Origin of the sequence: Pseudomonas sp. WS 5411, from assembly GCF_012985595.1 — a bacterium.
Taxonomy (GTDB): domain Bacteria; phylum Pseudomonadota; class Gammaproteobacteria; order Pseudomonadales; family Pseudomonadaceae; genus Aquipseudomonas; species Aquipseudomonas shahriarae.
In genome coordinates this window covers 170,817-197,246 of record NZ_JAARMC010000007.1, presented here as the reverse complement: position 1 = coordinate 197,246, position 26,430 = coordinate 170,817, and the positions used below count along the sequence as shown (strand labels likewise).

Annotated in this window: 23 protein-coding genes; 19 read left to right on the top strand and 4 right to left on the bottom strand. The window is 60.8% G+C overall.

Going from position 1 to position 26,430, the window contains the following annotated elements; genetic code table 11:
• Positions 1-217 precede the first annotated feature (217 nt).
• Both HBR93_RS13620 and HBR93_RS13615 read right to left on the bottom strand, forming a co-directional pair.
• A complete protein-coding gene (locus tag HBR93_RS13620) occupies positions 218-1,438 on the bottom strand; it encodes a CaiB/BaiF CoA-transferase family protein (protein ID WP_169960476.1) in 1,221 nt (406 codons plus the stop codon).
• A 13-nt stretch (positions 1,439-1,451) separates the two neighbouring features.
• On the bottom strand, positions 1,452-2,633 hold the full coding sequence (locus HBR93_RS13615; RefSeq protein WP_029290432.1) for an acyl-CoA dehydrogenase: 1,182 nt from the start codon (positions 2,631-2,633) through the stop codon (positions 1,452-1,454).
• A 157-nt stretch (positions 2,634-2,790) separates the two neighbouring features.
• On the opposite strand from HBR93_RS13615, the gene HBR93_RS13610 reads away from it, so the two are divergent.
• From HBR93_RS13610 to HBR93_RS13520, 19 genes are all read left to right on the top strand, one after another.
• Complete coding sequence (locus HBR93_RS13610) at positions 2,791-3,690, top strand: LysR family transcriptional regulator (protein WP_057442148.1); 900 nt, start codon at positions 2,791-2,793, stop codon at positions 3,688-3,690.
• A 449-nt stretch (positions 3,691-4,139) separates the two neighbouring features.
• Positions 4,140-5,261: a Re/Si-specific NAD(P)(+) transhydrogenase subunit alpha gene (locus HBR93_RS13605; RefSeq protein ID WP_057957923.1), complete on the top strand. Its 1,122-nt coding sequence runs from the start codon at positions 4,140-4,142 to the stop codon at positions 5,259-5,261.
• Between the two features lie 15 nt (positions 5,262-5,276).
• Complete coding sequence (locus HBR93_RS13600; protein ID WP_003233786.1) at positions 5,277-5,597, top strand: NAD(P) transhydrogenase subunit alpha; 321 nt, start codon at positions 5,277-5,279, stop codon at positions 5,595-5,597.
• Entirely contained in the window at positions 5,597-7,033 is a 1,437-nt protein-coding gene (locus HBR93_RS13595; protein ID WP_057957922.1) for an NAD(P)(+) transhydrogenase (Re/Si-specific) subunit beta, read from the top strand. The genes HBR93_RS13600 and HBR93_RS13595 overlap by 1 nt, the downstream gene beginning before the upstream one ends.
• 180 nt (positions 7,034-7,213) lie before the next feature.
• Positions 7,214-8,707, top strand: a complete 1,494-nt coding sequence (locus HBR93_RS13590) for an acetyl-CoA hydrolase/transferase family protein (RefSeq protein WP_169960475.1) — start codon at positions 7,214-7,216, stop codon at positions 8,705-8,707.
• A gap of 318 nt (positions 8,708-9,025) precedes the next feature.
• Positions 9,026-9,241, top strand: a complete 216-nt coding sequence (locus HBR93_RS13585) for a DUF1127 domain-containing protein (protein WP_007911656.1) — start codon at positions 9,026-9,028, stop codon at positions 9,239-9,241.
• A gap of 304 nt (positions 9,242-9,545) precedes the next feature.
• Positions 9,546-9,866 (top strand): DUF2388 domain-containing protein, encoded by a 321-nt coding sequence (locus HBR93_RS13580; RefSeq protein ID WP_057442142.1) that lies wholly within the window; start codon positions 9,546-9,548, stop codon positions 9,864-9,866.
• 113 nt (positions 9,867-9,979) lie between these two features.
• Positions 9,980-10,288: a DUF2388 domain-containing protein gene (locus tag HBR93_RS13575; RefSeq protein WP_057442140.1), complete on the top strand. Its 309-nt coding sequence runs from the start codon at positions 9,980-9,982 to the stop codon at positions 10,286-10,288.
• A 26-nt stretch (positions 10,289-10,314) separates the two neighbouring features.
• Positions 10,315-10,635, top strand: coding sequence for a DUF2388 domain-containing protein (locus tag HBR93_RS13570; RefSeq protein WP_057442137.1), 321 nt, complete (start codon positions 10,315-10,317; stop codon positions 10,633-10,635).
• Positions 10,632-12,593: a DUF4105 domain-containing protein gene (locus HBR93_RS13565; RefSeq protein WP_057442135.1), complete on the top strand. Its 1,962-nt coding sequence runs from the start codon at positions 10,632-10,634 to the stop codon at positions 12,591-12,593. The genes HBR93_RS13570 and HBR93_RS13565 overlap by 4 nt, the downstream gene beginning before the upstream one ends.
• Positions 12,594-12,929: 336 nt before the next feature.
• Positions 12,930-14,237 (top strand): CitMHS family transporter, encoded by a 1,308-nt coding sequence (locus HBR93_RS13560; protein WP_057442133.1) that lies wholly within the window; start codon positions 12,930-12,932, stop codon positions 14,235-14,237.
• Positions 14,238-14,302: 65 nt separating this feature from the next.
• Positions 14,303-15,070 carry a TerC family protein gene (locus HBR93_RS13555; protein ID WP_057442131.1) on the top strand — a complete coding sequence of 256 codons (768 nt, stop codon included), beginning with the start codon at positions 14,303-14,305 and terminating at the stop codon, positions 15,068-15,070.
• A 210-nt stretch (positions 15,071-15,280) separates the two neighbouring features.
• A complete protein-coding gene (locus HBR93_RS13550; RefSeq protein WP_057442129.1) occupies positions 15,281-16,939 on the top strand; it encodes a Na/Pi cotransporter family protein in 1,659 nt (552 codons plus the stop codon).
• Positions 16,940-17,085: 146 nt separating this feature from the next.
• Positions 17,086-18,468: an insulinase family protein gene (locus HBR93_RS13545; protein WP_169960474.1), complete on the top strand. Its 1,383-nt coding sequence runs from the start codon at positions 17,086-17,088 to the stop codon at positions 18,466-18,468.
• Between the two features lie 72 nt (positions 18,469-18,540).
• Positions 18,541-19,572, top strand: a complete 1,032-nt coding sequence (locus tag HBR93_RS13540; RefSeq protein WP_120731160.1) for a DUF5924 family protein — start codon at positions 18,541-18,543, stop codon at positions 19,570-19,572.
• A gap of 55 nt (positions 19,573-19,627) precedes the next feature.
• On the top strand, positions 19,628-20,776 hold the full coding sequence (locus tag HBR93_RS13535) for an ABC transporter permease (RefSeq protein ID WP_057957915.1): 1,149 nt from the start codon (positions 19,628-19,630) through the stop codon (positions 20,774-20,776).
• A complete protein-coding gene (locus HBR93_RS13530; protein ID WP_057439238.1) occupies positions 20,773-21,576 on the top strand; it encodes an ATP-binding cassette domain-containing protein in 804 nt (267 codons plus the stop codon). Before HBR93_RS13535 ends, HBR93_RS13530 begins: the two co-directional genes overlap by 4 nt.
• Position 21,577: 1 nt before the next feature.
• Positions 21,578-22,516 carry an MlaD family protein gene (locus HBR93_RS13525; RefSeq protein WP_057439239.1) on the top strand — a complete coding sequence of 313 codons (939 nt, stop codon included), beginning with the start codon at positions 21,578-21,580 and terminating at the stop codon, positions 22,514-22,516.
• Complete coding sequence (locus HBR93_RS13520; protein ID WP_169960473.1) at positions 22,513-23,124, top strand: ABC-type transport auxiliary lipoprotein family protein; 612 nt, start codon at positions 22,513-22,515, stop codon at positions 23,122-23,124. The genes HBR93_RS13525 and HBR93_RS13520 overlap by 4 nt, the downstream gene beginning before the upstream one ends.
• Before the next feature lie 70 nt (positions 23,125-23,194).
• Here the strand turns inward: HBR93_RS13520 and HBR93_RS13515 are convergent, their stop codons facing one another.
• Positions 23,195-24,424: a spore maturation protein gene (locus HBR93_RS13515; protein ID WP_115127098.1), complete on the bottom strand. Its 1,230-nt coding sequence runs from the start codon at positions 24,422-24,424 to the stop codon at positions 23,195-23,197.
• A gap of 95 nt (positions 24,425-24,519) precedes the next feature.
• The gene (gene gltP, locus HBR93_RS13510; RefSeq protein WP_057444842.1) at positions 24,520-25,851 is read right to left on the bottom strand and encodes a glutamate/aspartate:proton symporter GltP; all 1,332 of its coding nucleotides are present in this window, start codon (positions 25,849-25,851) and stop codon (positions 24,520-24,522) included.
• Positions 25,852-26,430: the final 579 nt, after the last annotated feature.

Genomic DNA, 26,430 nt, shown 5'->3' with positions numbered 1-26,430 from the left:
GGGCTTCGATGAACTGAAGCAACTCGCTGTCGAATTCTGCGTAACTCTTTGTTTACCAAGGAGTTTTCCGTTTCGACTGCGCCGGAAGTGGGGCGAATTATAGACTTCCAGAATCTGCCGTCAACCCTTAATTTTGCTTTTCTATCAATTAGTTACGATCGTTTAAAAAACAACCAGCCTTTCTATATAGAAACCCCCTCTATATAGAAGAAACACCTCAAATGACCCCCGCTTCCTTTAAAGCCGCCACATGGGCCGCCCCCAATCCCAGCACCTGGCTTAGCACCTGAGCCGTATGTTCGCCCAGCAGAGGCGGCGCACTGCGATACTCCACCGGCGTCTTGGACAGCCGCATAGGGCTCCCCACCTGCGGCACCTTGCCTGCCAGCGGATGCGGCAACTCTATAGCCAACCCGCGCGCCTGCACTTGAGGATCGGCAAACACCTGCGCCAGATCATTGATCGGCCCACAGGGCACACCGACCTGCTCCAGCTGGCTCACCCACTCGGCGGTGGTCTTGAACACTGTGGCCTGGCGAATCAACGGAATGAGCACCGCCCGATTGGCCACCCGCAGCTTATTAGTAGCAAACCGCGGATCATCGGCCCACTGTGGCTGCCCGGCAACCTGGGCAAACTTGCGAAACTGACTGTCGTTACCCACGGTCAGGATGAAATCGCCGTCAGCGGTGGGAAAGTCCTGATACGGCACGATATTCGGATGTGCATTGCCCAGCCGCTTGGGCGATACACCCGTCGTCAGGTAATTCATCGCCTGATTAGCCAGGCAAGCCACCTGGACATCCAGCAACGCCATATCAATATGCTGGCCGCCACCATCATGGTCGCGGTGCGCCAACGCCGCCAGAATCGCCACCGTAGAGTAGAGCCCGGTCAAAATGTCGGTCAGTGCCACACCCACCTTGACCGGACCTTCGCCCTCATCACCCTCGGGACGCCCCGTCAGACTCATCAGCCCGCCCAACCCCTGGATCATAAAGTCATAGCCCGCGCGCGCCGCATACGGCCCGGTCTGGCCAAACCCTGTGATAGAGCAGTAGATCAGCTCCGGGTTGAGCTCCTTGAGCGACTCATAGTCCAGGCCATACGCCGCCAAACCGCCAACCTTGAAATTCTCGATCAAGATATCCGACTTCGCCGCGAGGTCCCGGACCAGCTTCTGCCCCTCCGGCCGGGTGAAGTCGATAGTCACCGACTCCTTATTACGGTTGGCCGATAAGTAGTAGGACGCCTCAGTGGTGTTCTCACCATAAGCGTCCTTAAGGAACGGCGGCCCCCAGGCGCGCGTATCGTCGCCACTACCAGGTCGCTCGACCTTGATCACCTCGGCCCCGAGATCCGCAAGAATCTGCCCGGCCCAGGGCCCTGCCAGCACCCGTGACAAATCCAGTACCCGCAGATGCGATAGCGCGCCCATGGTCACACTCCTATTAATAGAACGCCTGGATACCAGTCTGTGCACGTCCGAGGATCAGCGCATGGACGTCATGCGTGCCTTCGTAGGTATTCACCACTTCCAGGTTGACCAGGTGCCGGGCGATCCCGAACTCATCGGAGATACCGTTGCCACCCAGCATGTCACGAGCCATACGGGCGATATCCAGGGATTTGCCGCAGGAGTTACGCTTCATGATCGAAGTGATCTCCACCGCCGCCGTTCCTTCATCCTTCATCCGCCCCAGACGCAGGCAACCCTGCAGGGCGAGAGTGATCTCGGTCTGCATATCGGCGAGCTTTTTCTGGATCAATTGTGTGGCAGCCAATGGACGCCCGAACTGCTGGCGATCAAGGGTGTACTGACGCGCCGTGTGCCAGCAGAACTCCGCTGCCCCCAACGCGCCCCAGGAGATGCCGTAGCGCGCCGAGTTCAAGCAGGTGAACGGCCCTTTCAAGCCGCGCACATCGGGGAAGATGTTTTCTTCGGGAACGAACACGTTATCCATGACGATTTCGCCGGTGATCGAAGCGCGCAGGCCGACCTTGCCGTGAATCGCCGGGGCACTCAGGCCTTTCCAGCCCTTCTCCAGGACAAAACCACGGATATCGCCGGCGTCGTCCTTGCCCCAGACCACAAACACATCGGCAATCGGGCTGTTGGTGATCCACATCTTGCTGCCGGTAAGGCTGTAGCCGCCATCCACCTTGCGCGCACGGGTAATCATCGCGCCCGGGTCCGAACCGTGGTTGGGCTCGGTCAGGCCGAAACAACCAATCCACTCACCCGAGGCCAGCTTGGGCAGGTACTTCTGTTTTTGCGCCTCAGTACCGAACTCATTGATCGGCACCATGACGAGGGACGACTGCACGCTCATCATCGAGCGGTAGCCGGAGTCGACACGCTCCACTTCACGGGCAATCAAGCCGTAGCTGACGTAGTTCAAGCCACTGCCACCGTACTGCTCGGGGATCATCGCGCCGAGCAGGCCGGTCTCGCCCATTTCACGGAAAATTGCAGGATCGGTCTTTTCATGACGGAAGGCTTCCAGCACACGCGGCGCCAGCTTGTCCTGGGCAAATTGCTCAGCGCTGTCGCGCACCATGCGCTCTTCTTCTGTGAGCTGTTGATCCAGCAGCAGTGGATCGATCCAGTTGAAGCTTGCCTTACCGCCCATGAGTGAGTCCTCGCGAAGTAAATCAAAAGTCGTGCATGGAGCCTAGGCCGGACAGGCGAGGAGGGCAAACGAGGTTTTTGCATAGGCTTGTGCTAATTTCTCACTTCGTAATGATTGAAAAGGGCAAAACTGCTCTTTATTAGTGAGGCGACGGTACATGCGCAGGAAGATCCCCAGCACCACGGCCCTGGTCAGTTTTGAAGCGGCAGCCCGCCACGAGAGCTTTACCAAGGCCGCGCAGGAGCTATCCATTACCCAGGGCGCAATCTGCCGACAGATCGCCAGCCTCGAGGAGTTTTTGAGTGTCGAACTGTTTCGACGCTCGCGACGTGGTGTAAAGCTCACGGAAGCCGGGCTTTCCTATAGCCGGCGGGTCGCGACGCAACTAGATGCCGTGGAGCGCGACACTCTCTCAGTGATGGGCCAGCAGGGCGCCAATGTCATCGAGCTGGCAGTAGTGCCCACGTTCGGCACGCAGTGGCTGATCCCGCGCCTCAAGGACTTCCAGCAACAACACCCCGAAGTCACGGTGAACCTGACCAACCGCACTCGCCCATTCCTGTTTGCCGATACGCAATTCGATGCCGCGGTCTATTTCGGCGATGCCGACTGGTCCGGGACCGAATCCCACCGACTGATGGGCGAAAACCCGGTTCCCGTTTGTAGCCCGCGATTGCTGGAGAACCGCTCGCACTTCAGCGCAGAGGAAATCGCCGAACTGCCGCTGCTACAGCAAACCACAAGGCCCTACGCCTGGCGCCAGTGGTTCAATGCCCAGCAACTGAATATCCCCCGGGACATGACAGGCCCGCGTTACGAACTATTCTCCATGCTGTCCCAGGCAGCCATGCATGACATGGGCATTGCGCTGATCCCACCGTTCCTTATTCAACGCGAACTGGGCGAGAAACAGTTGGTGATCGCCAACCCGCAGGCGCTGACCAGCAGCAAGGCTTATTACTTGATGATTCCCGAGAGAAAGGTCGAATCCGCGTCGCTGCGCGCCTTTCGAGACTGGCTGGTTGATCAGGCACAACGCTACAGCCACCAGTTCTAGACGCCTGCGATATTTACTGACCTTGTAGTCAGATAATTTATAGCACTACAGATATAAATATATGTCGCCTTTAGACAGACTGTACCGATCAATGCAAAAATGACCTGAAAGCCAATAGCTATCAGCGCTACAGGGGTTATTCACCCCCCATGACCCGCTATTCATGACGACAATTGCAAAAATTGTCTTTTTCCGCCGGAAGCCTTTAAACACCTGTATTCAAAGAGGTTATTTCGGCACGTTGCGACAATCAGTCACAGGGTGACTTGTAGTTAATTTTTCGTCACCCGTCATAATCCCTTGAAGGCCGTAAAGTTCGCCTGCAAAATGCCGCGCCCTGCTGTCATTTCAGCGGGGTCGTGCTGATCGGCCGCCCCAGTTGCGCCACTCGCGGTGCACTGGCCTTTTTACAAAAATCAAAAGCAAAAAGATCATGCAGGAGATTTGACGTGCACATTGGTGTTCCTCTCGAAACCCAGACCGGTGAAACGCGGGTTGCTGCAACCCCGGAAACCATCAAGAAGCTGATCGGCCAGGGCCATAAGGTCACTGTACAAAGCGGCGCAGGCATCAATGCCAGCGTCGTCGACAGTGCCTATGAAGCGGCAGGCGCAACCATTGGCAGTGCCAGCGACGCGTTTGGCGCCGAGCTGATTCTCAAGGTGGTCGCCCCCAGCGACAGCGAACTGACGCTGATTAAAAGCGGCACCGTGTTGGTGGGCATGCTCAATCCGTTCAGCAACGAAACCATCACCCGCCTGGCCGAACATGGCATCACTGCCTTCGCCCTGGAGGCCGCCCCGCGCACCTCCCGTGCGCAGAGCCTGGATGTGCTGTCGTCCCAGGCCAACATTGCCGGCTACAAGGCGGTGTTGCTCGCGGCCCATCACTACCCGCGCTTCATGCCGATGCTGATGACTGCCGCCGGTACGGTGAAAGCCGCCCGTGTGCTGATCCTCGGTGCTGGTGTGGCCGGCCTGCAGGCCATCGCTACGGCGAAACGCCTGGGTGCCGTCATCGAAGCGTCCGACGTCCGTCCGGCCGTGAAGGAACAGATCGAATCCCTCGGCGCCAAGTTCGTCGACGTGCCCTACGAGACCGATGAAGAGCGCGAATGCGCCGTCGGTGTCGGCGGCTACGCACGCCCCATGCCCACCAGTTGGATGCAGCGTCAGGCCCTGGCCGTGCATGAGCGCGCCAAGCAAGCCGACATCGTCATCACCACCGCCCTGATCCCGGGTCGCAAGGCCCCGACGTTGCTGAGCGCCGAAACCGTCGCCCAGATGAAGCCAGGCTCCGTGGTGATCGACCTGGCCGCCGCCCAAGGTGGCAACTGCCCACTGACCGTCGCCGACCAGGTGGTGGTGGAGAACGGCGTGACCATTTGCGGCCCGACCAACCTTGCCGGTGCCGTCGCTGCCGACGCTTCAGCCCTTTATGCGCGCAACCTGCTGGACTTCCTGAAGCTGGTCTTCACCAAGGAAGGGCAGTTTGAAATCAACCTCGAAGACGACATCGTCGCCGCGTGCCTGATGTGCCGCGACGGCCAAGTCATCCGCAAAAACGCCTAAGCAGGGATTCAGACGATGGAAGAGCTTATCTCCCCCGGTATCTACAACCTGATCATCTTCGTGCTGGCGATTTATGTCGGTTACCACGTGGTCTGGAACGTCACCCCCGCGCTGCATACGCCGTTGATGGCCGTGACCAATGCAATCTCGGCGATTGTGATCGTCGGCGCCATGCTCGCCGCCGCACTCACCGTCACGCCACTGGGCAAGACCATGGGCACCCTGGCCGTGGCCCTGGCTGCCGTTAACGTGTTCGGCGGTTTCCTGGTTACCCGTAGGATGCTTGAGATGTTCAAGAAGAAAGCGCCCAAGGCTAAAGAAGAGGTGCAGAAGTAATGAGCATGAACCTCGTCACGACGCTCTACCTGATCGCGTCGATCTGCTTCATCCAGGCCCTCAAAGGCCTGTCGCACCCAACCACGTCCCGACGCGGCAACCTGTTCGGCATGCTGGGCATGGCGCTGGCGGTACTCACCACCGTTGGCCTCATCTATAAGCTCGGTGCAGAACTTGCCACTGCCGGCATCGGCTACGTGATTGTCGGCCTGCTGGTCGGCGGTACCGCCGGCTCGATCATGGCCAAGCGCGTAGAAATGACCAAGATGCCGGAACTGGTCGCCTTCATGCACAGCATGATCGGCCTGGCAGCGGTGTTTATTGCGATCGCCGCAGTGGTCGAGCCGCAATCCCTGGGGATCGTCAAGCAACTGGGCGATGCGATTCCTGCGGGCAACCGCCTGGAGCTGTTCCTCGGTGCCGCTATCGGTGCCATTACCTTCTCCGGTTCGGTGATTGCCTTCGGCAAGCTGTCAGGCAAGTACAAGTTCCGTCTATTCCAGGGCGCACCGGTACAGTTTGGCGGCCAGCATAAATTGAACCTGGTGTTGGGCCTGACCACCCTGGGTCTGGGCCTGGTGTTTATGTTCACCGGCAACCTCAGCGCCTTTGCCCTGATGCTGGCCCTGGCCTTCGTGCTGGGCGTGCTGATCATCATCCCGATTGGCGGCGCGGATATGCCGGTAGTAGTGTCGATGCTCAACAGCTACTCCGGCTGGGCTGCGGCGGGTATCGGCTTCTCGCTGAACAACTCGATGCTGATCATTGCCGGCTCCCTGGTAGGTTCGAGCGGCGCGATCCTCTCGTACATCATGTGCAAGGCGATGAACCGCTCGTTCTTCAACGTGCTGCTCGGCGGTTTCGGCAATACGCCGGATGCGGCAGGGCCGGCCGGTTCGAAAGAGGCGCGCCCGGTGAAGTCCGGTTCGGCTGACGACGCCACCTTCCTGCTGACCAACGCCGACACCGTGATCATCGTCCCAGGCTATGGCCTGGCGGTAGCGCGGGCGCAGCATGCACTTAAAGAACTGACCGAGAAGCTGACCCATCGCGGCGTCACCGTGAAATACGCGATCCACCCGGTCGCCGGGCGCATGCCTGGTCACATGAACGTGCTGCTGGCCGAGGCCGAAGTGCCGTATGACCAGGTGTTCGAGATGGAAGACATCAACTCCGAGTTCGGCCAGGCCGACGTGGTGCTGGTGCTCGGCGCCAACGACGTGGTCAACCCGGCCGCCAAGAACGATCCGAAATCGCCGATCGCCGGCATGCCGATTCTCGAAGCCTTCAAGGCCAAGACGATCATCGTCAACAAGCGCTCGATGGCCAGTGGTTATGCCGGCCTGGATAACGAACTGTTCTACCTGGACAAGACCATGATGGTCTTCGGGGACGCGAAGAAGGTCATTGAAGACATGGTCAAGGCTGTCGAATAAACACTGCTCCAGCGCAATACCCAAAACCCCGGCCTCCCGTAGGCTGGGGTTTTTTATTAACGGGAAAAACCCGACCAAAGGCTCTAAATCGCCACCTGGCATTCGACCATGGTAGCGGGACGAACGCCTTTGAAATCACTAGACTGCCCACCTTGCCTCCGTTGCCCGAGATAACAATCCATGTACCGTGATCGTATTCGCTTGCCTTCGCTGTTGAACAAGGTCATGAGCGCCGCCGATGCTGCCGCCCTGATCGAGGACGGCATGACCGTCGGCATGAGCGGCTTTACCCGCGCCGGTGAAGCCAAGGCTGTGCCCCACGCCCTGGCAGAACGCGCCAAGACCTCGCCCCTGAAAATCACCCTGATGACCGGCGCCAGTCTGGGCAACGACCTGGACAAGCAACTTACCGAAGCCGGCGTGCTGTCGCGCCGCATGCCGTTCCAGGTCGATAGCACGCTGCGCAAGGCGATCAATGCCGGCGAAGTAATGTTTATCGACCAGCATCTGTCGGAAACCGTCGAGCAGTTGCGTAACAACCAGCTCAAGCTGCCGGACATCGCAGTGATTGAAGCCGTGGCCATCACCGAGCAAGGCCATATCGTGCCCACCACCTCCGTGGGCAACTCGGCCAGCTTCGCGATTTTTGCCAAGCAAGTGATCATCGAGATCAACCTGGCACACAATCCGAACCTCGAAGGCCTGCACGACATCTATATCCCGACCTACCGCCCGACCCGCACCCCGATCCCGCTGGTCAAGGTGGATGATCGCATCGGCAGCACCGCGATCCCGATCCCGCCAGAGAAGATCGTCGCCATCGTCATCACCAACCAGGCCGATTCCGCCTCCACGGTTACGCCGCCCGACAGCGACACCCAGTGGATCGCCAATCACCTGATCAACTTCCTCAAGCAGGAAGTGGACGCCGGGCGCATGACCAACAAGCTCGGCCCACTGCAGGCCGGTATCGGCAATATCGCCAACGCGGTGATGTGCGGCCTGATCGAATCGCCGTTCGAAGACCTGACCATGTACTCCGAAGTCCTCCAGGACTCGACCTTCGACCTGATTGATGCCGGCAAGCTGAGCTTTGCCTCCGGCAGTTCGATCACCTTGTCAGAGCGACGCAATGCCGACGTGTTCGGCAACCTGGAGCGCTACAAAGACAAGCTGGTACTGCGCCCGCAGGAAATCTCCAACCACCCGGAAGTGGTGCGCCGCCTGGGCATCATCGCCATCAACACCGCGCTGGAGTTCGATATTTACGGCAACGTCAACTCCACCCACATCTGCGGCACGCGGATGATGAATGGCATTGGCGGCTCGGGGGACTTCGCCCGCAACGCGCACCTGGCGATCTTTGTTACCAAATCCATTGCCAAGGGCGGGGCGATTTCCAGCGTGGTGCCGATGGTCAGCCATGTCGACCATACCGAGCATGACGTCGATATCCTCGTGACCGAGATCGGCCTGGCTGACCTGCGCGGCCTGGCGCCACGGGAGCGGGCACGGGTGATCATCGATAACTGCGTGCACCCAGACTACCGTGACGCCCTCAATAACTACTTCAACGCCGCCTGCGCCATCGGCGGGCATACCCCGCACATCCTGCGCGAAGTCTTGAGCTGGCACATCAACCTGGAAGAAACCGGGCACATGCTCAAAGGTTGATCAATACAGATCCGGGCGGATGCAAACACAGTTGCATTCGCTCGGAACTGAGCGCAGCATCTTTTAAAAAAACTGTACTACTGTACCGGTCATTTCCTACCGAAAAACCCTACGCCCTCTCTCCAAAATGCCTAAAACGCACCAAATAAGTGCCGACAGGTACAGTTGCCCCATTTCCGTACAGTACAGCCGCTATAAACAGTTAACTGGCCCCTCACAATACAGGTGAACTGTATCTAGAGAGTCTTGCGCCGGAGGAGGATCATTGGCATCAGTTAAACCACTACCTAATCCCGCCACAAGCGGAAGGATGTCATCATGGAACGTACACTCAGTTCCGAACTGTTCTTCGAAGATAAAGCTGTAAACACCCAGGCTTCCCTGCCTCTGCGCGTTATCGCCAACCTGATGTTGTGGCAGCGCCGCATCTCCAGCCGCCATCAACTGGCTCGTCTGGACTCGCGTCTGCTGGCCGATGCCGGGATCAGCGAAGCTCAACGCTACGAAGAGCTGAGCAAGCCGTTCTGGCGCTGATTTAGCGCCCGCTGGCCCTGACCTAACAGGTCCACAGCCAGCAACCCGAATTGTTGTAGCAGAACCCGCCCCGGGTAACCGGAGGCGGGTTTTGTGGTTTCTGGGAGGCTGAAAAATCAGTGCTCAGCCTCGCAACAAGTACAGTTTCATTGATTTAAGAATCAACCAGTACAGTTTTATAACGATCGTTTTGTACTACCCCAATAGCCTTTCCGGGCAACGACTTCTCACTGCGTACTACCCGAACAGATAGGCGCCCGCTACTATCGCGTCATTAGTTCGTCCCATACACAGGAGTCACCCCATGTCCCGTCTTCGTTTGCTGAGCGCTGCAGCCCTGCTTGCCGTCGCCGCCAATGCCAGCGCCACCAGCCTGATTGTGACCACCGACTCGATTGTGGGCGCGCTTAAAGCCACGTCCGATGCCAGCTCCGATGCCACATCGTCCCTGCGCGACAACAAGGTCGTACGTGCTGCCCGTGACGATGCCGCCAGCTTCGTCGCCAGTGAAGGCGCGATCCGTGGCGTGAAGCTGGAAAGCGCCCTGGCGCAGATCCGCCAACAGGCGCCACAACTCAATGCGGCCACGGATGTGCAACTGGCCCAGGCGATCCTGGCCATCTGAGCCGGAGCTGTTTTGTAGGAGCCGGCAAGCCAGCTCCTACATAGAGGTGCCCGCGCTGGCTCTCGCCCAGGCATTACGCTAGCCTTGGCGCTCGTTTTCAGTTGTCGAGTCCCATGGCTTTTTCATACCGTTTGTTGATTGTTCCCACAGTGCTTGCCGTGTGCGGGGCCGGGCCTGCCCAGGCCTTTGATGTGTCCACGCAAGGCCTCGTCGCCAGTGCCTATGCCACCAGCAAAGTGACCTCGGCGCCGTTCGACCGTAAATTGCTACTGGCCGCCCAGGATGACGCTGCCGCGTTTATTGCCACTGACGGCCAATGGCGGGGCGCCCGGCTGGAAAGTGCCCTGGATTACCTGCGTCGCACCCAACCAAAACTTAAGTCCAGTGACCTTGAACTGGCCCAGGCAATTCTCGTCCAATAATCATCCTTTCTCTTTGGAGTCATTCCATGCGTCGCCCGTTGATCGCTGCTGTTCTCGGCCTGTTCCTGCTGGCCGATATCGCCCAGGCTCAAACCCTCGTGGCTACCAGTAACATCATTGTTCGTGCCTTCGGCCGCACCATTGATTTCACCTCGGACACCACCACCTCCATCCGTGACTCCAAAGTCGTGCGCGAAGCCCACGACGATGCCGCCAGCTTTGTCGCCAGCAATGGCGATATCCGTGGCGCGCAACTGGAAGCCGCCTTCGACACCCTGCGCACCCGCGTGCCAGAAGCCCGCGACGCCAGCGACCAGGTCCTCGCCGAAGCCATCCTCGCATTGTGAGGCGCTTCACCGCCTGGCTATTGGCTGCGACGGTACTGCTGGCAGGCAGCGCCGCCCAGGCCAGCCTGCAACTACGGCTCAAGACCGACGGCTTGAGCCCAGCCCAACAGCAGGCCAGCCAGGCATTGCTTGATGAAGCCATGCAGGCGCTGCCGCCGCGCTTCATCGAGCAACTGGACCGGCGCATCGACGTCGGCTGGACCGACGAGATGCCCGCCAATGCCTATGGCCAGGCGTCACTGGTCTCGGAGCTGGACCTCAACCGCAAGCTACTGGCCAGCCTCACGGACGGCACCGCCGCCACCCAGCAGACTCAGCGCCCCCATGGCACCGTGCGCCGGGAACTGCTCGCCACTGTGCTACATGAGCTGACTCACATCTATGACCGTGCGCGCCTGTGGCCCAAGGACCAGCGCTCGCTGATCCAGCGCTGCAGCCGCCAGAACAACATCACCGGCCTGATTGGCCTGCCCGATCAATGCCGTGGCCAGAATGACCGCCGTTTCACCCTCAGCGACGATCCGCGCTTGCTCGACCTGGCCGGCTGGCCGCAATACGTCGGCCGCCGTGGCGAGCGCGAGCAACACAATCGGCAAGTGGCTCGTAGTCCGGACCTGTACGAAATCACCAACCCCAAGGAGTTCGTCGCGGTCAACATGGAGTACTTCCTCCTCGACCCGAGCTACGCCTGCCGCCGTCCTGCGCTGTATCGCTACTACCAGGCACACTTCGGCTGGGCCCCGCCGGCCAAGGACACCTGCGCCAACACTTTCGCCTTCCTCAATGCCGGTAACGATTTTGCCAAGACGCCCTTGGGCCAGGTCGATCCCGAGCGCGTGTACGCCATCGACTACCTACTGGCCGAGGCCAACCAGAACCTGGTGAGCCGCTGGGGCCACAGCATGCTGCGCCTGGTGATCTGCGCCCCGGGCCGCCCTCGTGGCCCGGATTGCCGCCTGGACCTGGACCAGCACTTGGTGTTGTCCTACCGCGCATTCGTGGGCGACGTGCAGCTATCGAGTTGGGACGGACTGGTAGGCAAGTACCCCTCACGCCTGTTTGTACTGCCCCTGGCCCAGGTGATCGACGAATACACCAAGACCGAACTGCGCGGCCTGGCGTCGGTACCCTTGATCCTCACGCGCCAGGAGATCAACGACACCGTCGAGCACGCCGCCGAAATGCACTGGAGCTACGACGGCAATTACTACTTCCTCTCCAACAACTGCGCGGTCGAAGGCCTGAAACTGCTGCGCAGCGGCAGCGCCAACCCGCAACTGACCACCCTGGACAACATCACCCCCAACGGTTTGCTCGAAGTACTCAAGGCCCGTGGGCTGGCCGACACCAGCGTGCTGGATGACCGCCGCGAAGCCTTGCGCCTGGGCTATCACTTCGACTCCTTCCGCGAGCGCTACCAGGCGATGTTCGAGGTGCTGAAGAAACACCTGCCGATCCCGCAGACCCAGGTCGAAGACTGGCTGGCCTTGAGCGCCGAGCAACGCAGGACCTGGTTCGACAAGGCTGACCTGCGCACCAGCGCCGCCTTGCTGCTGCTGGAACAGGCCAGCTTTCGCAAACAGCTGATGCTCGCCCAGGACGAGGTCAAGCAACGCTACCTCGGTGCCCGTGAGCTGAAGAACGGCGGCATGGCCAAGGCCGATGCCACCTTGCAGCAGATCCTCGCCAACAGCGGCTTCCTCAGCCGCCCGGCGGAGTTGCTCGGCAGCGGCGGCTATGGATTGCCCCAACCCAAGGAGTGGCAGCGCCTGGAGTCGGAAAGCGCATCGCGCCAGAAACAGCTGCAATCGTTGACCGGCGACCTGGACAAAGAGGTGAGGGCACTGCTGGAGCCTTCGCGGGCTGCAGAGATTGCCGCCTGCGAGGCCAATCTCAAGCAGGTGGGCGAACATCTGCGGGCCTTGCACAAGGCGGCCGGTGGCCTGCAACTGCCTTAAGGTCAACAGCATCGCGGGCAAGCCCGCGATAGCGCCCTTACAGACATCAAAACCAGACCAATCCCACGAAGCATCTGTTCATCGCCTGTTTACCCAGCGAAAGCTGGCTGAAAGCTTTCGCGATTAGGATCGCCCTCACTACCGGCAATAGACCGGTTGGCCAACCTGAGCTTTTCTACGCCCAGGGGCCCAATTAACAACAACAATGGTGATTCTGATGTCCGCTCCTACCCGCCTGTTTTTCCCGACTCCCCCCGTACGCCTCGCGCTTTTCGTTCTGCGCTGACCCCAACCCGGTTCGCCATTCCCTAGCCGCGCTACGCCTGGAGTATTCCTATGCTGACTTTCCTTGGCTTTGCCATGGTCATCACGTTCATGTTCCTGATCATGACCAAGCGCCTGTCGGCGCTGATCGCCCTGATCATCGTGCCGATCCTGTTCGCGCTGTTCGGTGGCTTTGCGCCAAAGATCGGCCCGATGATGCTCGAAGGCATCACCAAGCTCGCGCCCACCGGCGTGATGCTGATGTTTGCCATCCTCTACTTTGCCTTGATGATCGACTCTGGCCTGTTTGACCCGGCCGTGCGCAAGATCCTCAAGCTGGTCAAGGGCGACCCGCTTAAAGTCGCCGTCGGTACTGCCGTACTGGCACTGGTGGTGTCCCTGGATGGCGACGGTGCCACCACTTACATGATCTGCGTGGCCGCCATGCTGCCGCTGTACAAGCGCATTGGCATGAGCCCGCGGATCATGGCCGGCCTGATCATCCTCGCCGGTGGCGTGATGAACATGACGCCCTGGGGCGGCCCGACCGCCCGCGCCGCCAGTGCGCTGCACGTGGACCCCTCGGATATTTTCGTACCGATGATCCCGGCCATGGCCGCCGGCGTGGTCGCCATTCTGGTGATCGCCTATATGTACGGCCTGCGCGAGCGCGCTCGTCTGGGTGTGCTGCACTTGCAAGGCGATGAAGTCGACCATAGCGAAATCAGCGTCTCGCAGTTCCCCGATGCCCGTCGCCCGAAACTGATCTGGTTCAACGGCGCCCTGACCCTGGCCCTGATGTGCACCCTGATCGCCGGCCTGTTGCCGCTGCCCGTGCTGTTCATGGTGGCCTTCAGTATCGCGATGATCGTCAACTACCCGTGCCTGCAGCAGCAGAAAGACCGCGTTGCCGCCCACTCGGGCAGCGTGCTGGCGGTGGTCGGCCTGATCTTCGCCGCAGGTATCTTCACCGGCATCCTGTCGGGCACTGGCATGGTCGACGCCATGTCCAAGAGCCTGCTGGCAGTCATCCCTGAGGCCCTGGGCCCGTACCTGGCGGTGATCACCGCGCTGGTGAGCATGCCGTTCACCTTCTTCATGTCCAACGATGCGTTCTACTACGGCGTACTGCCGGTATTGGCCGAAGCCGCCAGCCACTACGGCATCACCGCCGCAGAAATGGGCCGTGCCTCAATCGTTGGCCAGCCGGTACACTTGCTCAGCCCGCTGGTGCCCTCGACTTACCTGTTGGTCGCCCTGGCCGGTATCGAATTTGGCGATCACCAACGCTTCACCCTGAAGTGGGCAGTACTGGTATGCCTGTGCATAATGTTCGCTGCATTGTTGTTGGGCACATTCCCGCTGTTCAGCACTCTATAATCGTAACAACCCACTGCGCCGGTCCTACTGCCGGCGCGGTCTAACACTCGCGCAAAGGAACACATATGGAATGGCTGACCAATCCGGAGATCTGGATTGCCTTCTTCACCTTGACGGCTCTCGAGATCGTCCTGGGCATCGATAACATCATCATGATTTCGATCCTGGTCAGCCGTATGCCCAAGCATATGCAGGCGCGCACCCGGATCTTCGGCCTGGCCCTGGCCATGGTCACGCGGATCCTGTTGCTGCTGTCGATCACCTGGGTCATGCAATTGACCGCCGACTTGTTCACCATCGCAGGCCAGGGTATTTCCGGCCGCGACCTGATCCTGTTCTTCGGTGGCCTGTTCCTCCTGTGGAAAAGCTCCCAGGAGATGTACCACGCCCTGGAAGGTGAAGACGAAACCCACGAAGAGCCGAAAGGCAAGGGTGGCAAGTTCATCTACACCATCATCCAGATCGCGATCATCGACATCGTGTTCTCCCTGGATTCGGTGATTACCGCCGTGGGTATGGTTTCCCACGTTCCGGTCATGGTCGCGGCGATCATCGTGGCGGTACTGGTGATGATGCTGGCAGCTGGCACCATCAGTGAGTTCATCGACAAGCACCCGTCGCTGAAAATGCTCGCGCTGTCGTTCCTGTTGATTGTGGGTACCGTGCTGATCGCTGAGTCCTTCGACGTCCACGTGCCAAAAGGCTACGTGTACTTCGCCATGGCGTTCTCCCTGGCGGTAGAAGCGGTCAACATCAAGATGCGTAGCGCCATCGCGAAGAAGAAAAAGCAGCAGGATCCAGTGAAACTGCGCAAGGACATTCCGGGCCAGTAAACCTGCGATGACCGAATAAGGGGCCCATGCGGGCCCCTTTTTTTCGCCTGCAAAAAGCTGATTTCATGACAGTTTTGTTTCAAAGCCGACTTTAGCTATGCGATGCTGGCGCACAAGCCGTTCGCCAACTACAGCTTAAGTACATAACCCAAAACGGCACACGGCACTTTTTGCTCCACTTCGAGCACGACTCAATACAGGGGGCCGAGCATGCTGACCCTGCTCAATCTTCTTTCTGCGGTAACCCTGCTGATCTGGGGCACGCATATCGTCCGTACTGGCATCCTGCGGGTCTACGGTTCCAACCTGCGCCAAGTCATCGGGCAGAACATGGCCAGGCGCTGGCTGGCGTTCATTGCCGGGATCCTGGTGACCGCCATGGTGCAAAGCAGCAACGCCACGGCGATGCTGGTGACCTCGTTTGTCGGCCAGGGCCTGATGGGCCTGACCCCCGCCCTGGCGACCATGCTCGGTGCCGACGTCGGGACCGCATTGATGGCGCGGGTGCTGACCCTGGATCTGTCGTGGCTGTCGCCGCTGCTGATCTTTCTCGGGGTGATCTTCTTCCTGTCGCGCAAGCAGACACGCGCCGGGCAGATGGGGCGGGTGGGGATCGGCCTGGGCCTGATCATTCTCGCCCTGCAACTGATCGTTGAAGCCGCCGGGCCGATTACCCAGGCCCAGGGCGTCAAAGTGCTGTTCGCCTCGCTGACCGGCGACATTCTGCTCGATGCCCTGGTGGGCGCGCTGTTTGCGATGATTTCCTACTCCAGCCTGGCCGCCGTGCTGCTGACCGCGACCCTGGCCGGCGCCGGGGTGATTGGCCTGCATGTGGCCATCGGCCTGGTGATCGGCGCCAATATCGGCAGCGGCGTGCTGGCCTTCCTCAGCACCAGCATGCAAAACGCCGCCGGCCGCCAAGTGGCCCTGGGCAGCCTGCTGTACAAGCTGATCGGCCTGTTGCTGATCATTCCCGTCCTTGACCCGCTGGTGCAGTGGATGGACACCCTGGACTACAGCGCCCAGGGCATGGTCATCACCTTTCACCTGCTCTACAACGTCACCCGCTGCCTGATCCTGCTGCCGACTATCGGCCCCATGGCACGCCTGTGTGCCTGGCTGCTGCCGGAGCGCCCAGAGGCCAATGGCCTGGCCAAACCCCGCCATCTCGACCCCACGGCGTTGACCACGCCGAGCCTGGCCCTGGCCAATGCCGCGCGGGAAACCCTGCGCCTAGGCGACCTGATCGACAACATGCTGACCGCCACGCTGGAAGTGCTGCGCGGCAAACAAACCGCGATCACCCAGGAAATGCGCAGCCTCAGCGATGATGTCGAGGCGCTCTACAGCGCGATCAAGCTGTACCTGGCGCAAATGCCCCGGGAGGACCTCAGCGAGCACGACAGCCGGCGCTGGGCCGAAATCATCGAGCTGTCGATCAACCTGAAGCTGGCCGGCGACTTGATCGAGCGCATGCTGCGCAAGGTCCAGCAGCAGAAAACCTCCCAGCGTCGCTCGTTTTCCGAAGTCGGGCTGGAGGAACTGGCCGACCTGCACAGCCAGTTGATCTCCAACCTGCGCCTGGGCCTGTCGGTATTCCTCAGCGCCGACCCGGAAAGCGCCCGCCAATTACTGCGCGAGAAGCGCCGCTTCCGCGCCCAGGAACGGCGCCTGGCCCACGCCCACGTCAGCCGCCTGCAACGCAAGATCGTGCAAAGTATCGAGACCAGCTCCCTGCACCTGGAGCTGATTGCCGACATGAAACGCCTGAACTCGTTGTTTTGCAGCAGTGCTTATGTAGTGTTGGAAACCTCCGAGACCGGCGCGCTGGCAGTGGACAATATTGCCGACATCACCCATTCGCCCTGAACGAACCGCACGCCCGGGGAGTCAGTTAAAAACACCGCCCAACCAATGTGGGAGCGGGCTTGCCCGCGATAGCGGTGTGTCAGCAGACAAATGCATGCCTGACACACTGGCTGCTCCCAAAGTCATCACCCGCCAGGAACCCCGTTATGCGTCGCCTGTTATTCGCCTGCCTGCTCATAGGCTCGGCCCACGCCTTTGCCTTTGACCGCTTGCAGGTCGAAGGCTATCTGTTGCCCAACGGCCTGCAGTTGCTGCTCAAGCCGGGCACCGAACGTGGGCACGTGGCGATCCGCCTGGTGGTCGGTGTAGGCCTGGACGACTTCAGTTGCGCGGACAAGGAACTGCCGCACCTGCTGGAGCACCTGCTATTCAGCGGCATCAATGGCGGCGGCGAGGGCGAGCTGGAAGAACAGATGCAGGCCCTGGGCGGGGAGTGGAACGCCTACACCAGCAATGCCGACACCACCTTCGTCATCGAAGCCCCGGCGCGCAACCAGCGCAAGGTGCTGGACCTGCTGATGGCAATCGTGACCCGTACCGAGCTGAGCGACGCCGCAATCAACGCGGCCAAACAGGTGGTGGAACGCGAAGACGGCGGCCACTCTTCGCACCTGCAACGCCTGCTGGATCGCCAGGACCTGGGCCACAAAGCCAGCAATCAACTGGCGGTGGAACTGGGCCTCAAATGCGCCGAGCGTGCCGAAGTCGAGCACCTGACCCGCGCCCAGTTGGAAAAGGTACGCCAGGACTGGTACGCCCCCAACAACATGACCCTGATCATCGTCGGCGACCTCGACAAACTGCTCCCGGCCTATCTGGAACGCACCTATGGCCAGCTCGAGCCGGTAGACCCCAGTGAACACCGGGCCTTACCGCAAACCCTTAACGCCGCAGCGACCCAGCGTGACCTGGTCCGTGGCTGGGTCGGCGATGGCGCCAAGCTGCACTGGCTGTTTCCCGAGCCGATACTGGACGACCAGCACGACGCGACCTACGACCTGCTCAAGGACTATCTGGATTGGACGTTGTATCGCCAGTTGCGCCTGCAGCATGGCCTGTCCTACGGCCCGCGGAGCGAGCGCGAAGTGCTGGGCGGCGTGGGGTTCATGAGCCTGAACGCCGACCTGGACCGCGACAACCTGCCTGAAGCCGAACACGTCCTCGAAAACCTCAAGGCCAAGCTGCTTGAGGATGGCCTCGACCGAGTCACCTTTAGCCGCCTGCAACAAGCCGCCATCGACCGCCAGGCCTGGGCCGTGCAGGGCAACAGTGGCCTGGCCGACTATTACTGGGGCGCCTTGGCCGACTACGCCGATGGCCGCTTCAGCGACCCGGCCAAGCGCATCAAGGCCGTAAGCCTGGCGCAAACCAACCAGGCCATGCGCCAGTTGCTCAACCAGCCCGGCTACTGGCGCATCGAAAAGCCGTTGCTCAGTTACGACGCCCTGGGCTGGATCGCCGCAGGCGTGCTGGGGCTGATTGCCATTGGGCTGATTGGCGTGCTCCGTTATCGCAAAGCAGTTGCGTAATCGCACGCCACTCAGAGGGCTAAGACGTTATTCTGTCTGGGATTTTTTCCTACAAAGACTGCGAACCGCCGAATGCCAAACCTGACCCATCTCATCCAGCGCATCCTCGAACTGATGAAGCGCTACCCAGGGGTGATCGCACTCGGCGGTTTTATCTCGGGGGTGGGCAGCTTTATCCTGGTGGACCGCCAGCAAGGCATGGCCAGCTGGATCGCGATCATCATGCTGGTGAGCTGGCTGTGGCTGATGCTGGAGAACAGCTTCACCCAGTTGTTCAGCAAGGTCTTCAAGCGGGAAATCCCCGAACCGCTGCTGCGCTACGCCACGCAAATGATCCACCAGGAAAGCCTGTTTTTTGTCCTGCCGTTCTTTTTTGTCACCACCACCTGGAACAGCAGCCAGGCAATTTTCACCGGTTTGCTGGGCGCCGCCGCACTCGTCTCGATCACCGACCCGCTGTACTACAAATGGCTGGCACCCAAGCGCTCGCTGTTTCTGGCGCTGCACACCCTGACCCTGTTTGCCGCCTTGCTCACCGCGTTGCCGATCATCCTGCACCTGACCACCGCCGAAAGTTACAAACTGGCCCTGGGCGTGGCGATGGCCTTGTCGATCCCCAGCCTGGCAGTAAGCCTGCCACTGCGCAGCGTCAAGGGGTGGCTGATGCTGCTGGGCGTGACGGCGGCGATCGGTTGCGCGGGCTGGTTCCTGCGCAGTTGGGTGCCGCCGGCGACCCTGTGGATGACCGAAGTGGCAATCAGCACCCAATTGCAGGACCGTACCCCCGGCGATGACCTCAAGGAAGTCAGCGCCAGCCAACTGCGCAGCAGCGGCCTGTACGCCTACACCGCGATCAACGCACCGCGCGGGCTGGACGAGCGCATCTACCATGTGTGGAAGTTCAACGGCAAAGAGGTCGACCGCATTGCCCTGGACATCCATGGCGGGCGCAAGGAAGGCTATCGGGCCTGGACGCACAAGCAGAACTTCCCGGCGAATGCCGCGGGCCGCTGGCAAGTGCGGGTGCTGACCGAAGATGGCCAGGTGATCGGCGTGTTGCGCTTTAAAGTCACGGACACAGCACCAACGGACACGCCAAAGTAGGATGGATCGTGCTATTACATAGCAATTGTGGAATAGCCAAACAAGCTCGGAGCTTATGACCAGTAGCACAACGGCAGGCAATGCCCACCTGGACGCGTCCACCCAACCGCCCCAACTCAGGGTCACCGGGGACTGGACGCTGGCCCACTACAGCGCCCTCAAGCGGTTGTCGGCGAGCCTCGACGGCCAGTACGACGCTAGCACCCGCGTCGACCTCAACGGCCTGGGCGCGCTGGACACTGCCGGCGCCTCGCTGCTGGTGGAACTGTTGGGGCCCGAGCGCATCGAGCACTCCGCCGAACAATCCGACTGCAGTCTGCCCGCCGCCGACCGCGCGCTGCTCAAGACCGTCTACCGCTCCCTGAATGATTTCTGCGTGCCAGTCAAAGAGCCGCAGGAAAGCGCCGGCATCCAACTGCTGGCGCGCATCGGCGGCGCGGTGGATACCGTCTGGCAAGATGCCATGAAGCTGCTCGGCTTTATCGGCCTGATCCTCGAAACCCTCGCCCGTGGCGTGTTCCGGCCCAAGCGCTGGCGCCTGACGCCGATGGTGGCGCATATCGAACAGACCGGGCTCGACGCCGCGCCTATCGTCGCCTTGCTGACCTTTCTGGTGGGCGCCGTGGTCGCGTTTCTCGGCGCCACGGTGCTGGAAAGTTTCGGCGCAAGTATTTTCACCGTGGACCTGGTGGCGTTCTCCTTCCTGCGGGAGTTTGGCGTCCTTCTCACGGCAATCCTGATGGCCGGCCGTACCGCCAGTGCCTTCACCGCGCAGATCGGCTCGATGAAGGCCAACGAAGAAATCGACGCCATCCGCACGCTGGGCCTGGACCCCATGGAGTTGCTGGTGCTGCCCCGCGTTCTCGCGTTGCTGGTGGCGCTGCCGATGCTGACCTTCCTCGCCATGATCTCCGGAATTATCGGCGGCGGCGTGGTGTGCGCCGTGGCCCTGGATATTTCGCCGGCGATGTTCCTCTCGCTGCTGCAATCGGACATTGGCGTCCAGCATTTGCTGGTGGGCCTGGTCAAAGCGCCGTTCTTCGCCTTCCTGATCGCCGCCATTGGCTGCCTGGAAGGCTTCAAGGTCAGCGGCAGCGCCGAATCGGTCGGTGCCCACACCACCTCTGCGGTGGTGCAATCAATTTTTGTGGTGATCGTGCTCGACGCAGTGGCCGCATTGTTCTTTATGGAGATGGGCTGGTGAGCCGTTTACAGCGAGCGCCCAGCGAGGCGGTGATCGAAGTCCGTGGCCTGTGCAATCGCTTTGGCCCGCAGAGCGTGCATGAAAACCTCGACCTGGACCTGTACAAGGGCGAGATCCTCGCCGTGGTCGGCGGCTCGGGCAGCGGCAAGTCGGTGCTGTTGCGCAGCATCGTCGGCCTGCGCCAGCCCAGTGAAGGCCAGGTGCGGGTCTTCGGGCAGAACCTGCCGAGCCTGGCGGAGCACGAGCGCTCACTGGTGGAGCGGCGTTTCGGCGTGCTGTTCCAGAAGGGCGCGCTGTTTTCTTCGCTGACGGTCACGGAGAACGTCGCCCTGCCATTGATCGAACACGCTGGCCTCAGCCGTGCCGATGCCGAGCACCTGGCGGCGGTGAAGCTGGCCCTGGCCGGGCTGCCGTTGTCGGCGGCCGACAAATACCCGTCGTCACTCTCGGGCGGGATGATCAAGCGTGCGGCCCTGGCCCGCGCCCTGGCCCTGGACCCGGACATTCTGTTTCTCGATGAACCGACTGCCGGCCTCGACCCCATTGGCGCAGCAGCCTTCGACCAGTTGATCCTGACCCTGCGCGATGCCTTGGGCCTGAGTGTGCTGCTGATCACCCATGACCTGGACACGCTCTACACCATCACCGACCGCGTGGCGGTGCTGGCGCAGAAAAAGGTATTGGTGGCCGGAGCCATAGATGTTGTTTCGGAAACGGACGACGCCTGGATTCACGAATACTTTCATGGCCCACGGGGCCGTGCGGCACTGGATGCCGCTCAACAGCTTAACGAGGTATGACATGGAAACCCGAGCCCATCATGTGATGATCGGTCTGTTCAGCGTGATCGTTGTGGTCGGCGCCATGCTGTTCGGCTTGTGGCTGGCCAAGTCCAGCGTCGACAGCGCGTTCCAGGATTACGAAGTGATCTTCAACGAAGCGGTCAGCGGCCTGTCCCAGGGCAGCGCGGTGCAGTACAGCGGGATCAAGGTCGGTGATGTCACCAGCCTGCGCCTGGACCCGAAAGACCCACGTCGCGTCCTGGCACGCATCCGCCTGGCCGGGCAGACGCCGATCAAGGAAGACACCCAGGCCAAGCTGGCGCTGACTGGCATCACCGGCACCTCGATCATTCAACTGAGCGGCGGCACCCCGCAAAGCCCCGAACTCAAGGGCAAGAACGGCAACCTGCCGCAGATCACCGCCTCGCCATCGCCCATCGCCCGGCTGCTGAACAACAGCAATGACCTGATGACCAGCATCAACCTGCTGCTGCACAACGCCAACCGCATGTTCTCGCCCGCCAACGTCGATCGCCTGAGCGGCACCCTGGCACACCTGGAGCAGACCACCGGGGCCATCGCCGAGCAACGGGGCGATATCAAGGTGGTGATGCAGCAACTGGCCCAGGTCAGCAAACAGGCCGGCGCCACCCTGGAGCAGACCACCGCGCTGATGCGCAACGCCAACGGCCTGCTCAACGACCAGGGCAAACAGATGTTCGGCAGCGCCGAAGGGGCCATGCGCTCCCTGGAGCAAAGCACCGCGACCATCAACACTTTGTTGAGCGACAACAAAGAGTCCCTGAACAGCGGCATGCAGGGCCTCAATGAACTGGCGCCGGCCGTGCGCGAACTGCGCGATACCCTGGGCTCCCTGCGGGCCATTTCCCGTCGCCTGGAAGCCAACCCCAGCGGGTACCTGCTGGGCAGTGACAAGAACAAGGAGTTCACGCCATGAAGCGTGCTTACCAAATGATCCTGCCGGTGGCCCTGGCCCTGGTCAGCGCCTGCTCGATCCTGCCCAAGGCCGATCCATCCAACGTCTATCGACTACCGGCAGCCCAGGCCACAGCCCATGGCAGCCCGGGCACCTGGTCATTGCGCCTGGCCAAGCCGCAGGCCAGTGAATTCCTCGACAGCCCGCGCATTGCCGTGGTCCCCGACGGCAACTTGATCAGCAGCTATGCCCAGTCGCGCTGGAGCGATCCGGCGCCGGTGTTGTTGCGCAACCGTCTGTTGGACGGTTTCCAGCGCGATGGCCGGGTGGCGTTCCTGAGCACCGATGACACCAACCTGCAGGCGGACTTCGAACTGGGCGGGCAGTTGCAGGCCTTCCAGAGCGAGTACCGGGGCGGGGCAGTGGAGGTGGTGATACGCCTGGACGCGCGACTGGTGCGCGGCAGTGACCAGCGGATCGTGGCGGCCAAGCGCTTTGAAGTGCGCCAGCCGGTGAGTGATACCCAGGTGCCAGCGGTGGTCGCCGGGTTTGGGTTGGCGGGGGATCAGTTGAACAAGCAGATGGTGGATTGGGTGGTGGCGCAGGGCAATGCAGCGCCGAAACGCTGAGGGCCTCATCGCAGGCAAGCCAGCGCCCACATTCTGATGTGTGGGCTTGCCTGCGATAGCGATCTAAGCCTTAGCCAAAGAACCAGTAGCAAACGGTAATCGCCGCCACCACACCGGCCAACTCCGCCAGCAACGCACACCCCACCGCATGCCGCGCCCGCTGGATACCCACCGAGCCAAAGTACACCGCCAGCACATAGAAGGTGGTCTCGGTACTGCCCTGGATCGTCGCCGCCACCAGCGCCGCGAAGCTGTCCACCCCTTGGGTCTGCATGGTCTCGATCAGCATCGCCCGCGCCGCGCTGCCGGAGAAGGGCTTGACCATCGCCGTAGGCAAGGCGTCGACAAAACGCGTGTCCAGGCCGGTCCAGGCCACCAGATGGCGAATGCCTTCCAGGCCAAACTCCAGCGCCCCGGAAGCGCGCAGCACGCCGACTGCACACAGCATCGCCACCAGGTACGGCAGCAGGTTCTTGGCAACGTCGAAGCCCTCTTTGGCACCTTCGACAAACGCTTCGTAGACCTTGACCTTGCGCAGCGCGCCGATCAGCAAGAACAGCATGATCAGGCCAAACAGCGTGAGGTTGCCGAGGATCGAGGACAAGCCTGCCAGGGCCGTCGCCGACATCGTGGCCAGCAAGGCCATAAAGCCACCCAGCACCAGCGCACCGGGGATCAGGTACGCCAGCACCACCGGGTCCCACAGGCGCAGGCGTTGCATCAGTGCTACCGACAGCAGGCCCACCAGGGTCGAGGCGCTGGTGGCCAACAGGATCGGCAGGAACACCAGGGTCGGATCGGGCGCGCCTTGCTGGGCGCGGTACATGAAGATCGTCACCGGCAGCAGGGTCAGGGAGGACGCGTTGAGCACCAGGAACAGGATCTGCGCGTTGGTCGCGGTGTTGGGGATCGGGTTGAGCTCTTGCAGCGCCTTCATGGCCTTGAGGCCGATCGGCGTCGCCGCGTTATCCAGGCCCAGGCCGTTGGCGGCAAAGTTGAGGGTGATCAGGCCGATGGCCGGGTGACCGGCCGGCACTTCCGGCATCAGCCGCAGGAACAGCGGGCCCAGAGCCTTGGCCAGCCACTCGACGATCCCGGCCTTCTCGGCGATGCGCAGAAAGCCCAGCCAGAGGGTCAGGGTACCGAACAGCAGCACCATCACTTCGACCGACAGCTTGGCCATGGCGAAGATACTCTCCACCATCGCCGCAAAGATCCCGGCGTTGCCGCCCACCAGCCATTGCGCCAGCGCCGATACCATTGCCACGACAAAGAAGCCAAGCCACAGGCCATTAAGCATCAGTCATACCCCTTTAAATATGTGGCGAATGATAGCGGGGCTGGCAGAAACGACAAACCCCGGATTTACCGGGGTTTGTGCGAATCAAGCAGGGATCAGCCCTGGCTGGTCTCGCCAGCCGGCAGCGCGGTCTTGGTCCGCCAGTGTGGCAGGGAGTTCCAGTAGCGCTCGCCCTTGGCATCGTCGTACATGCCTTCCCAACGCGCGATGACCAACACGGCCAGGGCGTTGCCGATCACGTTCAGGGCGGTACGCGCCATGTCCATGATGCGGTCGACACCGGCGATGAACGCCAGGCCTTCCAATGGAATGCCCACGCTGCCCAGGGTTGCCAGCAGTACCACGAAGGACACGCCCGGCACACCGGCGATGCCTTTGGAGGTGACCATCAGGGTCAGTACCAACATCAGTTGCTGGCCAACCGACAGGTCGATGCCATACAGCTGGGCAATGAAGATTGCCGCGATGCTCTGGTACAGGGTCGAACCGTCGAGGTTAAACGAGTAACCGGTGGGTACCACAAAGCTGCAAATGGCTTTCGGCGCACCGTAGGCTTCCATCTTCTCGATCACGCGCGGCAGCACGGTCTCGGAGCTGGCGGTGGAGTAGGCCAGTACCAGCTCATCTTTGAAGATGCGCATCAGCTTGATCACCGAGAAGCCAAACAGGCGAGCGATCAGGCCAAGAATCACAAAGGCAAAGAACAGGATGGCGACGTAAACCAGGATCACCAGCTTGGCCAATGGCAGCAGCGAGGCGAAGCCGAAGTTGGCCACGGTCACCGCGATCAGGGCGAATACACCGATAGGGGCGTACTTCATGATCATGTGGGTGACTTTGAACATGCTCTCGGACACGCCCTGGAACATGGTCACCAGGGGCTCGCGCAGGTCTGGCTTGAGGCTCGACAAGCCCAGGCCGAATAGCACGGAGAAGAAGATGATCGGCAGCATCTCGCCACGGGCTACGGCGGCAAAGATGTTAGACGGAATCAGGTTGAGGATGGTCTCGATGAACGCATGTTCATGCTGCACCTCGGCGGCGGTCGCCTGGTACTTGGAGATATCCACGGTACCCAGGGTACTCATGTCGATCCCGGCACCGGGGTGGAACAGGTTGGCCAGCAGCAGACCGACCACAATCGCAATGGTAGTGACCACTTCGAAGTAAACGATGGTCTTCACACCGATCCGACCGAGCTTTTTCGCATCCCCTACACCGGCGATTCCGACAATCAGCGACGAAATCACGATCGGGATCACGATCATCTTGATCAGGCGGATAAAGATATCGCCCGCCGGCTGCAACACGTTGCTGATCCACCAGGCTTTTTCGGCACTGAAGTGGTTGAGTACAGCACCGATTGCAATCCCTAGCACCAGACCGATGAGGATCTGCCAGGCGAGGCTTAGTTTTGCCTTCTTCATGTCATTACCCTTGTTTCAAGTGGACTCAGGCAGATGCGCCAGCTGGAACGCCCGGGAGCGAAAAAGTGTGAGCATCAGCCTCCGTAGAAGGTCACCGCAGATGGCCGATATGGCTTACTGGCAAGCGAAAAAAGGCGCAACTATTCCGATGCGGGGGGGCATAGTCTAATGCCGTAAACGCCTACCCTATGCCGAATCGGCATGGGTTTTTGCAAATAAAACTGTCTGTTTGGTCAGTTCGAATGCGACATTCTGTCAGGCATACATGCCGTGAACCGGCCATTTCAGGCTCGCTCAGGGATTTTCGGTTTTTTTGCCGGGAGGGAAAAACTCTTGAAAATTCCTACGCATACCATCGAAAAACCAGTCTGGCCGAGACCAAACTTTCTCGATAGATGGTCGCGCAGTAACACCGTGAAATGGTTGTGATGTAGCAGAAGGGAATTTTACAGCTATGGGCGGCATAAGCGCCTAGCGATCACTCTCAAGCCCGCCGCAAGTCCATCAGGCCATAACGGCCTGCGGACCTGCGTCGCAGCTTTTCTCCTGACCCGGCCCTTGCGCAGGCACTCCCTGTAC

What these genes read in the sequence shown, in the direction of transcription:
- HBR93_RS13590 (WP_169960475.1), top strand. Translation starts at nt 7,214, where the DNA reads ATGTACCGTGATCGTATTCGCTTGCCTTCGCTGTTGAACAAGGTCATG.
- HBR93_RS13570 (WP_057442137.1), top strand. Translation starts at nt 10,315, where the DNA reads ATGCGTCGCCCGTTGATCGCTGCTGTTCTCGGCCTGTTCCTGCTGGCC.
- HBR93_RS13615 (WP_029290432.1), bottom strand. Translation starts at nt 2,633, where the DNA reads ATGGGCGGTAAGGCAAGCTTCAACTGGATCGATCCACTGCTGCTGGAT.
- HBR93_RS13595 (WP_057957922.1), top strand. Translation starts at nt 5,597, where the DNA reads ATGAGCATGAACCTCGTCACGACGCTCTACCTGATCGCGTCGATCTGC.
- HBR93_RS13600 (WP_003233786.1), top strand. Translation starts at nt 5,277, where the DNA reads ATGGAAGAGCTTATCTCCCCCGGTATCTACAACCTGATCATCTTCGTG.
- gltP (WP_057444842.1), bottom strand. Translation starts at nt 25,851, where the DNA reads ATGAAGAAGGCAAAACTAAGCCTCGCCTGGCAGATCCTCATCGGTCTG.
- HBR93_RS13515 (WP_115127098.1), bottom strand. Translation starts at nt 24,424, where the DNA reads ATGCTTAATGGCCTGTGGCTTGGCTTCTTTGTCGTGGCAATGGTATCG.
- HBR93_RS13540 (WP_120731160.1), top strand. Translation starts at nt 18,541, where the DNA reads ATGCCAAACCTGACCCATCTCATCCAGCGCATCCTCGAACTGATGAAG.
- HBR93_RS13610 (WP_057442148.1), top strand. Translation starts at nt 2,791, where the DNA reads ATGCGCAGGAAGATCCCCAGCACCACGGCCCTGGTCAGTTTTGAAGCG.
- HBR93_RS13555 (WP_057442131.1), top strand. Translation starts at nt 14,303, where the DNA reads ATGGAATGGCTGACCAATCCGGAGATCTGGATTGCCTTCTTCACCTTG.
- HBR93_RS13535 (WP_057957915.1), top strand. Translation starts at nt 19,628, where the DNA reads ATGACCAGTAGCACAACGGCAGGCAATGCCCACCTGGACGCGTCCACC.
- HBR93_RS13525 (WP_057439239.1), top strand. Translation starts at nt 21,578, where the DNA reads ATGGAAACCCGAGCCCATCATGTGATGATCGGTCTGTTCAGCGTGATC.
- HBR93_RS13560 (WP_057442133.1), top strand. Translation starts at nt 12,930, where the DNA reads ATGCTGACTTTCCTTGGCTTTGCCATGGTCATCACGTTCATGTTCCTG.
- HBR93_RS13545 (WP_169960474.1), top strand. Translation starts at nt 17,086, where the DNA reads ATGCGTCGCCTGTTATTCGCCTGCCTGCTCATAGGCTCGGCCCACGCC.
- HBR93_RS13580 (WP_057442142.1), top strand. Translation starts at nt 9,546, where the DNA reads ATGTCCCGTCTTCGTTTGCTGAGCGCTGCAGCCCTGCTTGCCGTCGCC.
- HBR93_RS13575 (WP_057442140.1), top strand. Translation starts at nt 9,980, where the DNA reads ATGGCTTTTTCATACCGTTTGTTGATTGTTCCCACAGTGCTTGCCGTG.
- HBR93_RS13550 (WP_057442129.1), top strand. Translation starts at nt 15,281, where the DNA reads ATGCTGACCCTGCTCAATCTTCTTTCTGCGGTAACCCTGCTGATCTGG.
- HBR93_RS13585 (WP_007911656.1), top strand. Translation starts at nt 9,026, where the DNA reads ATGGAACGTACACTCAGTTCCGAACTGTTCTTCGAAGATAAAGCTGTA.
- HBR93_RS13520 (WP_169960473.1), top strand. Translation starts at nt 22,513, where the DNA reads ATGAAGCGTGCTTACCAAATGATCCTGCCGGTGGCCCTGGCCCTGGTC.
- HBR93_RS13620 (WP_169960476.1), bottom strand. Translation starts at nt 1,438, where the DNA reads ATGGGCGCGCTATCGCATCTGCGGGTACTGGATTTGTCACGGGTGCTG.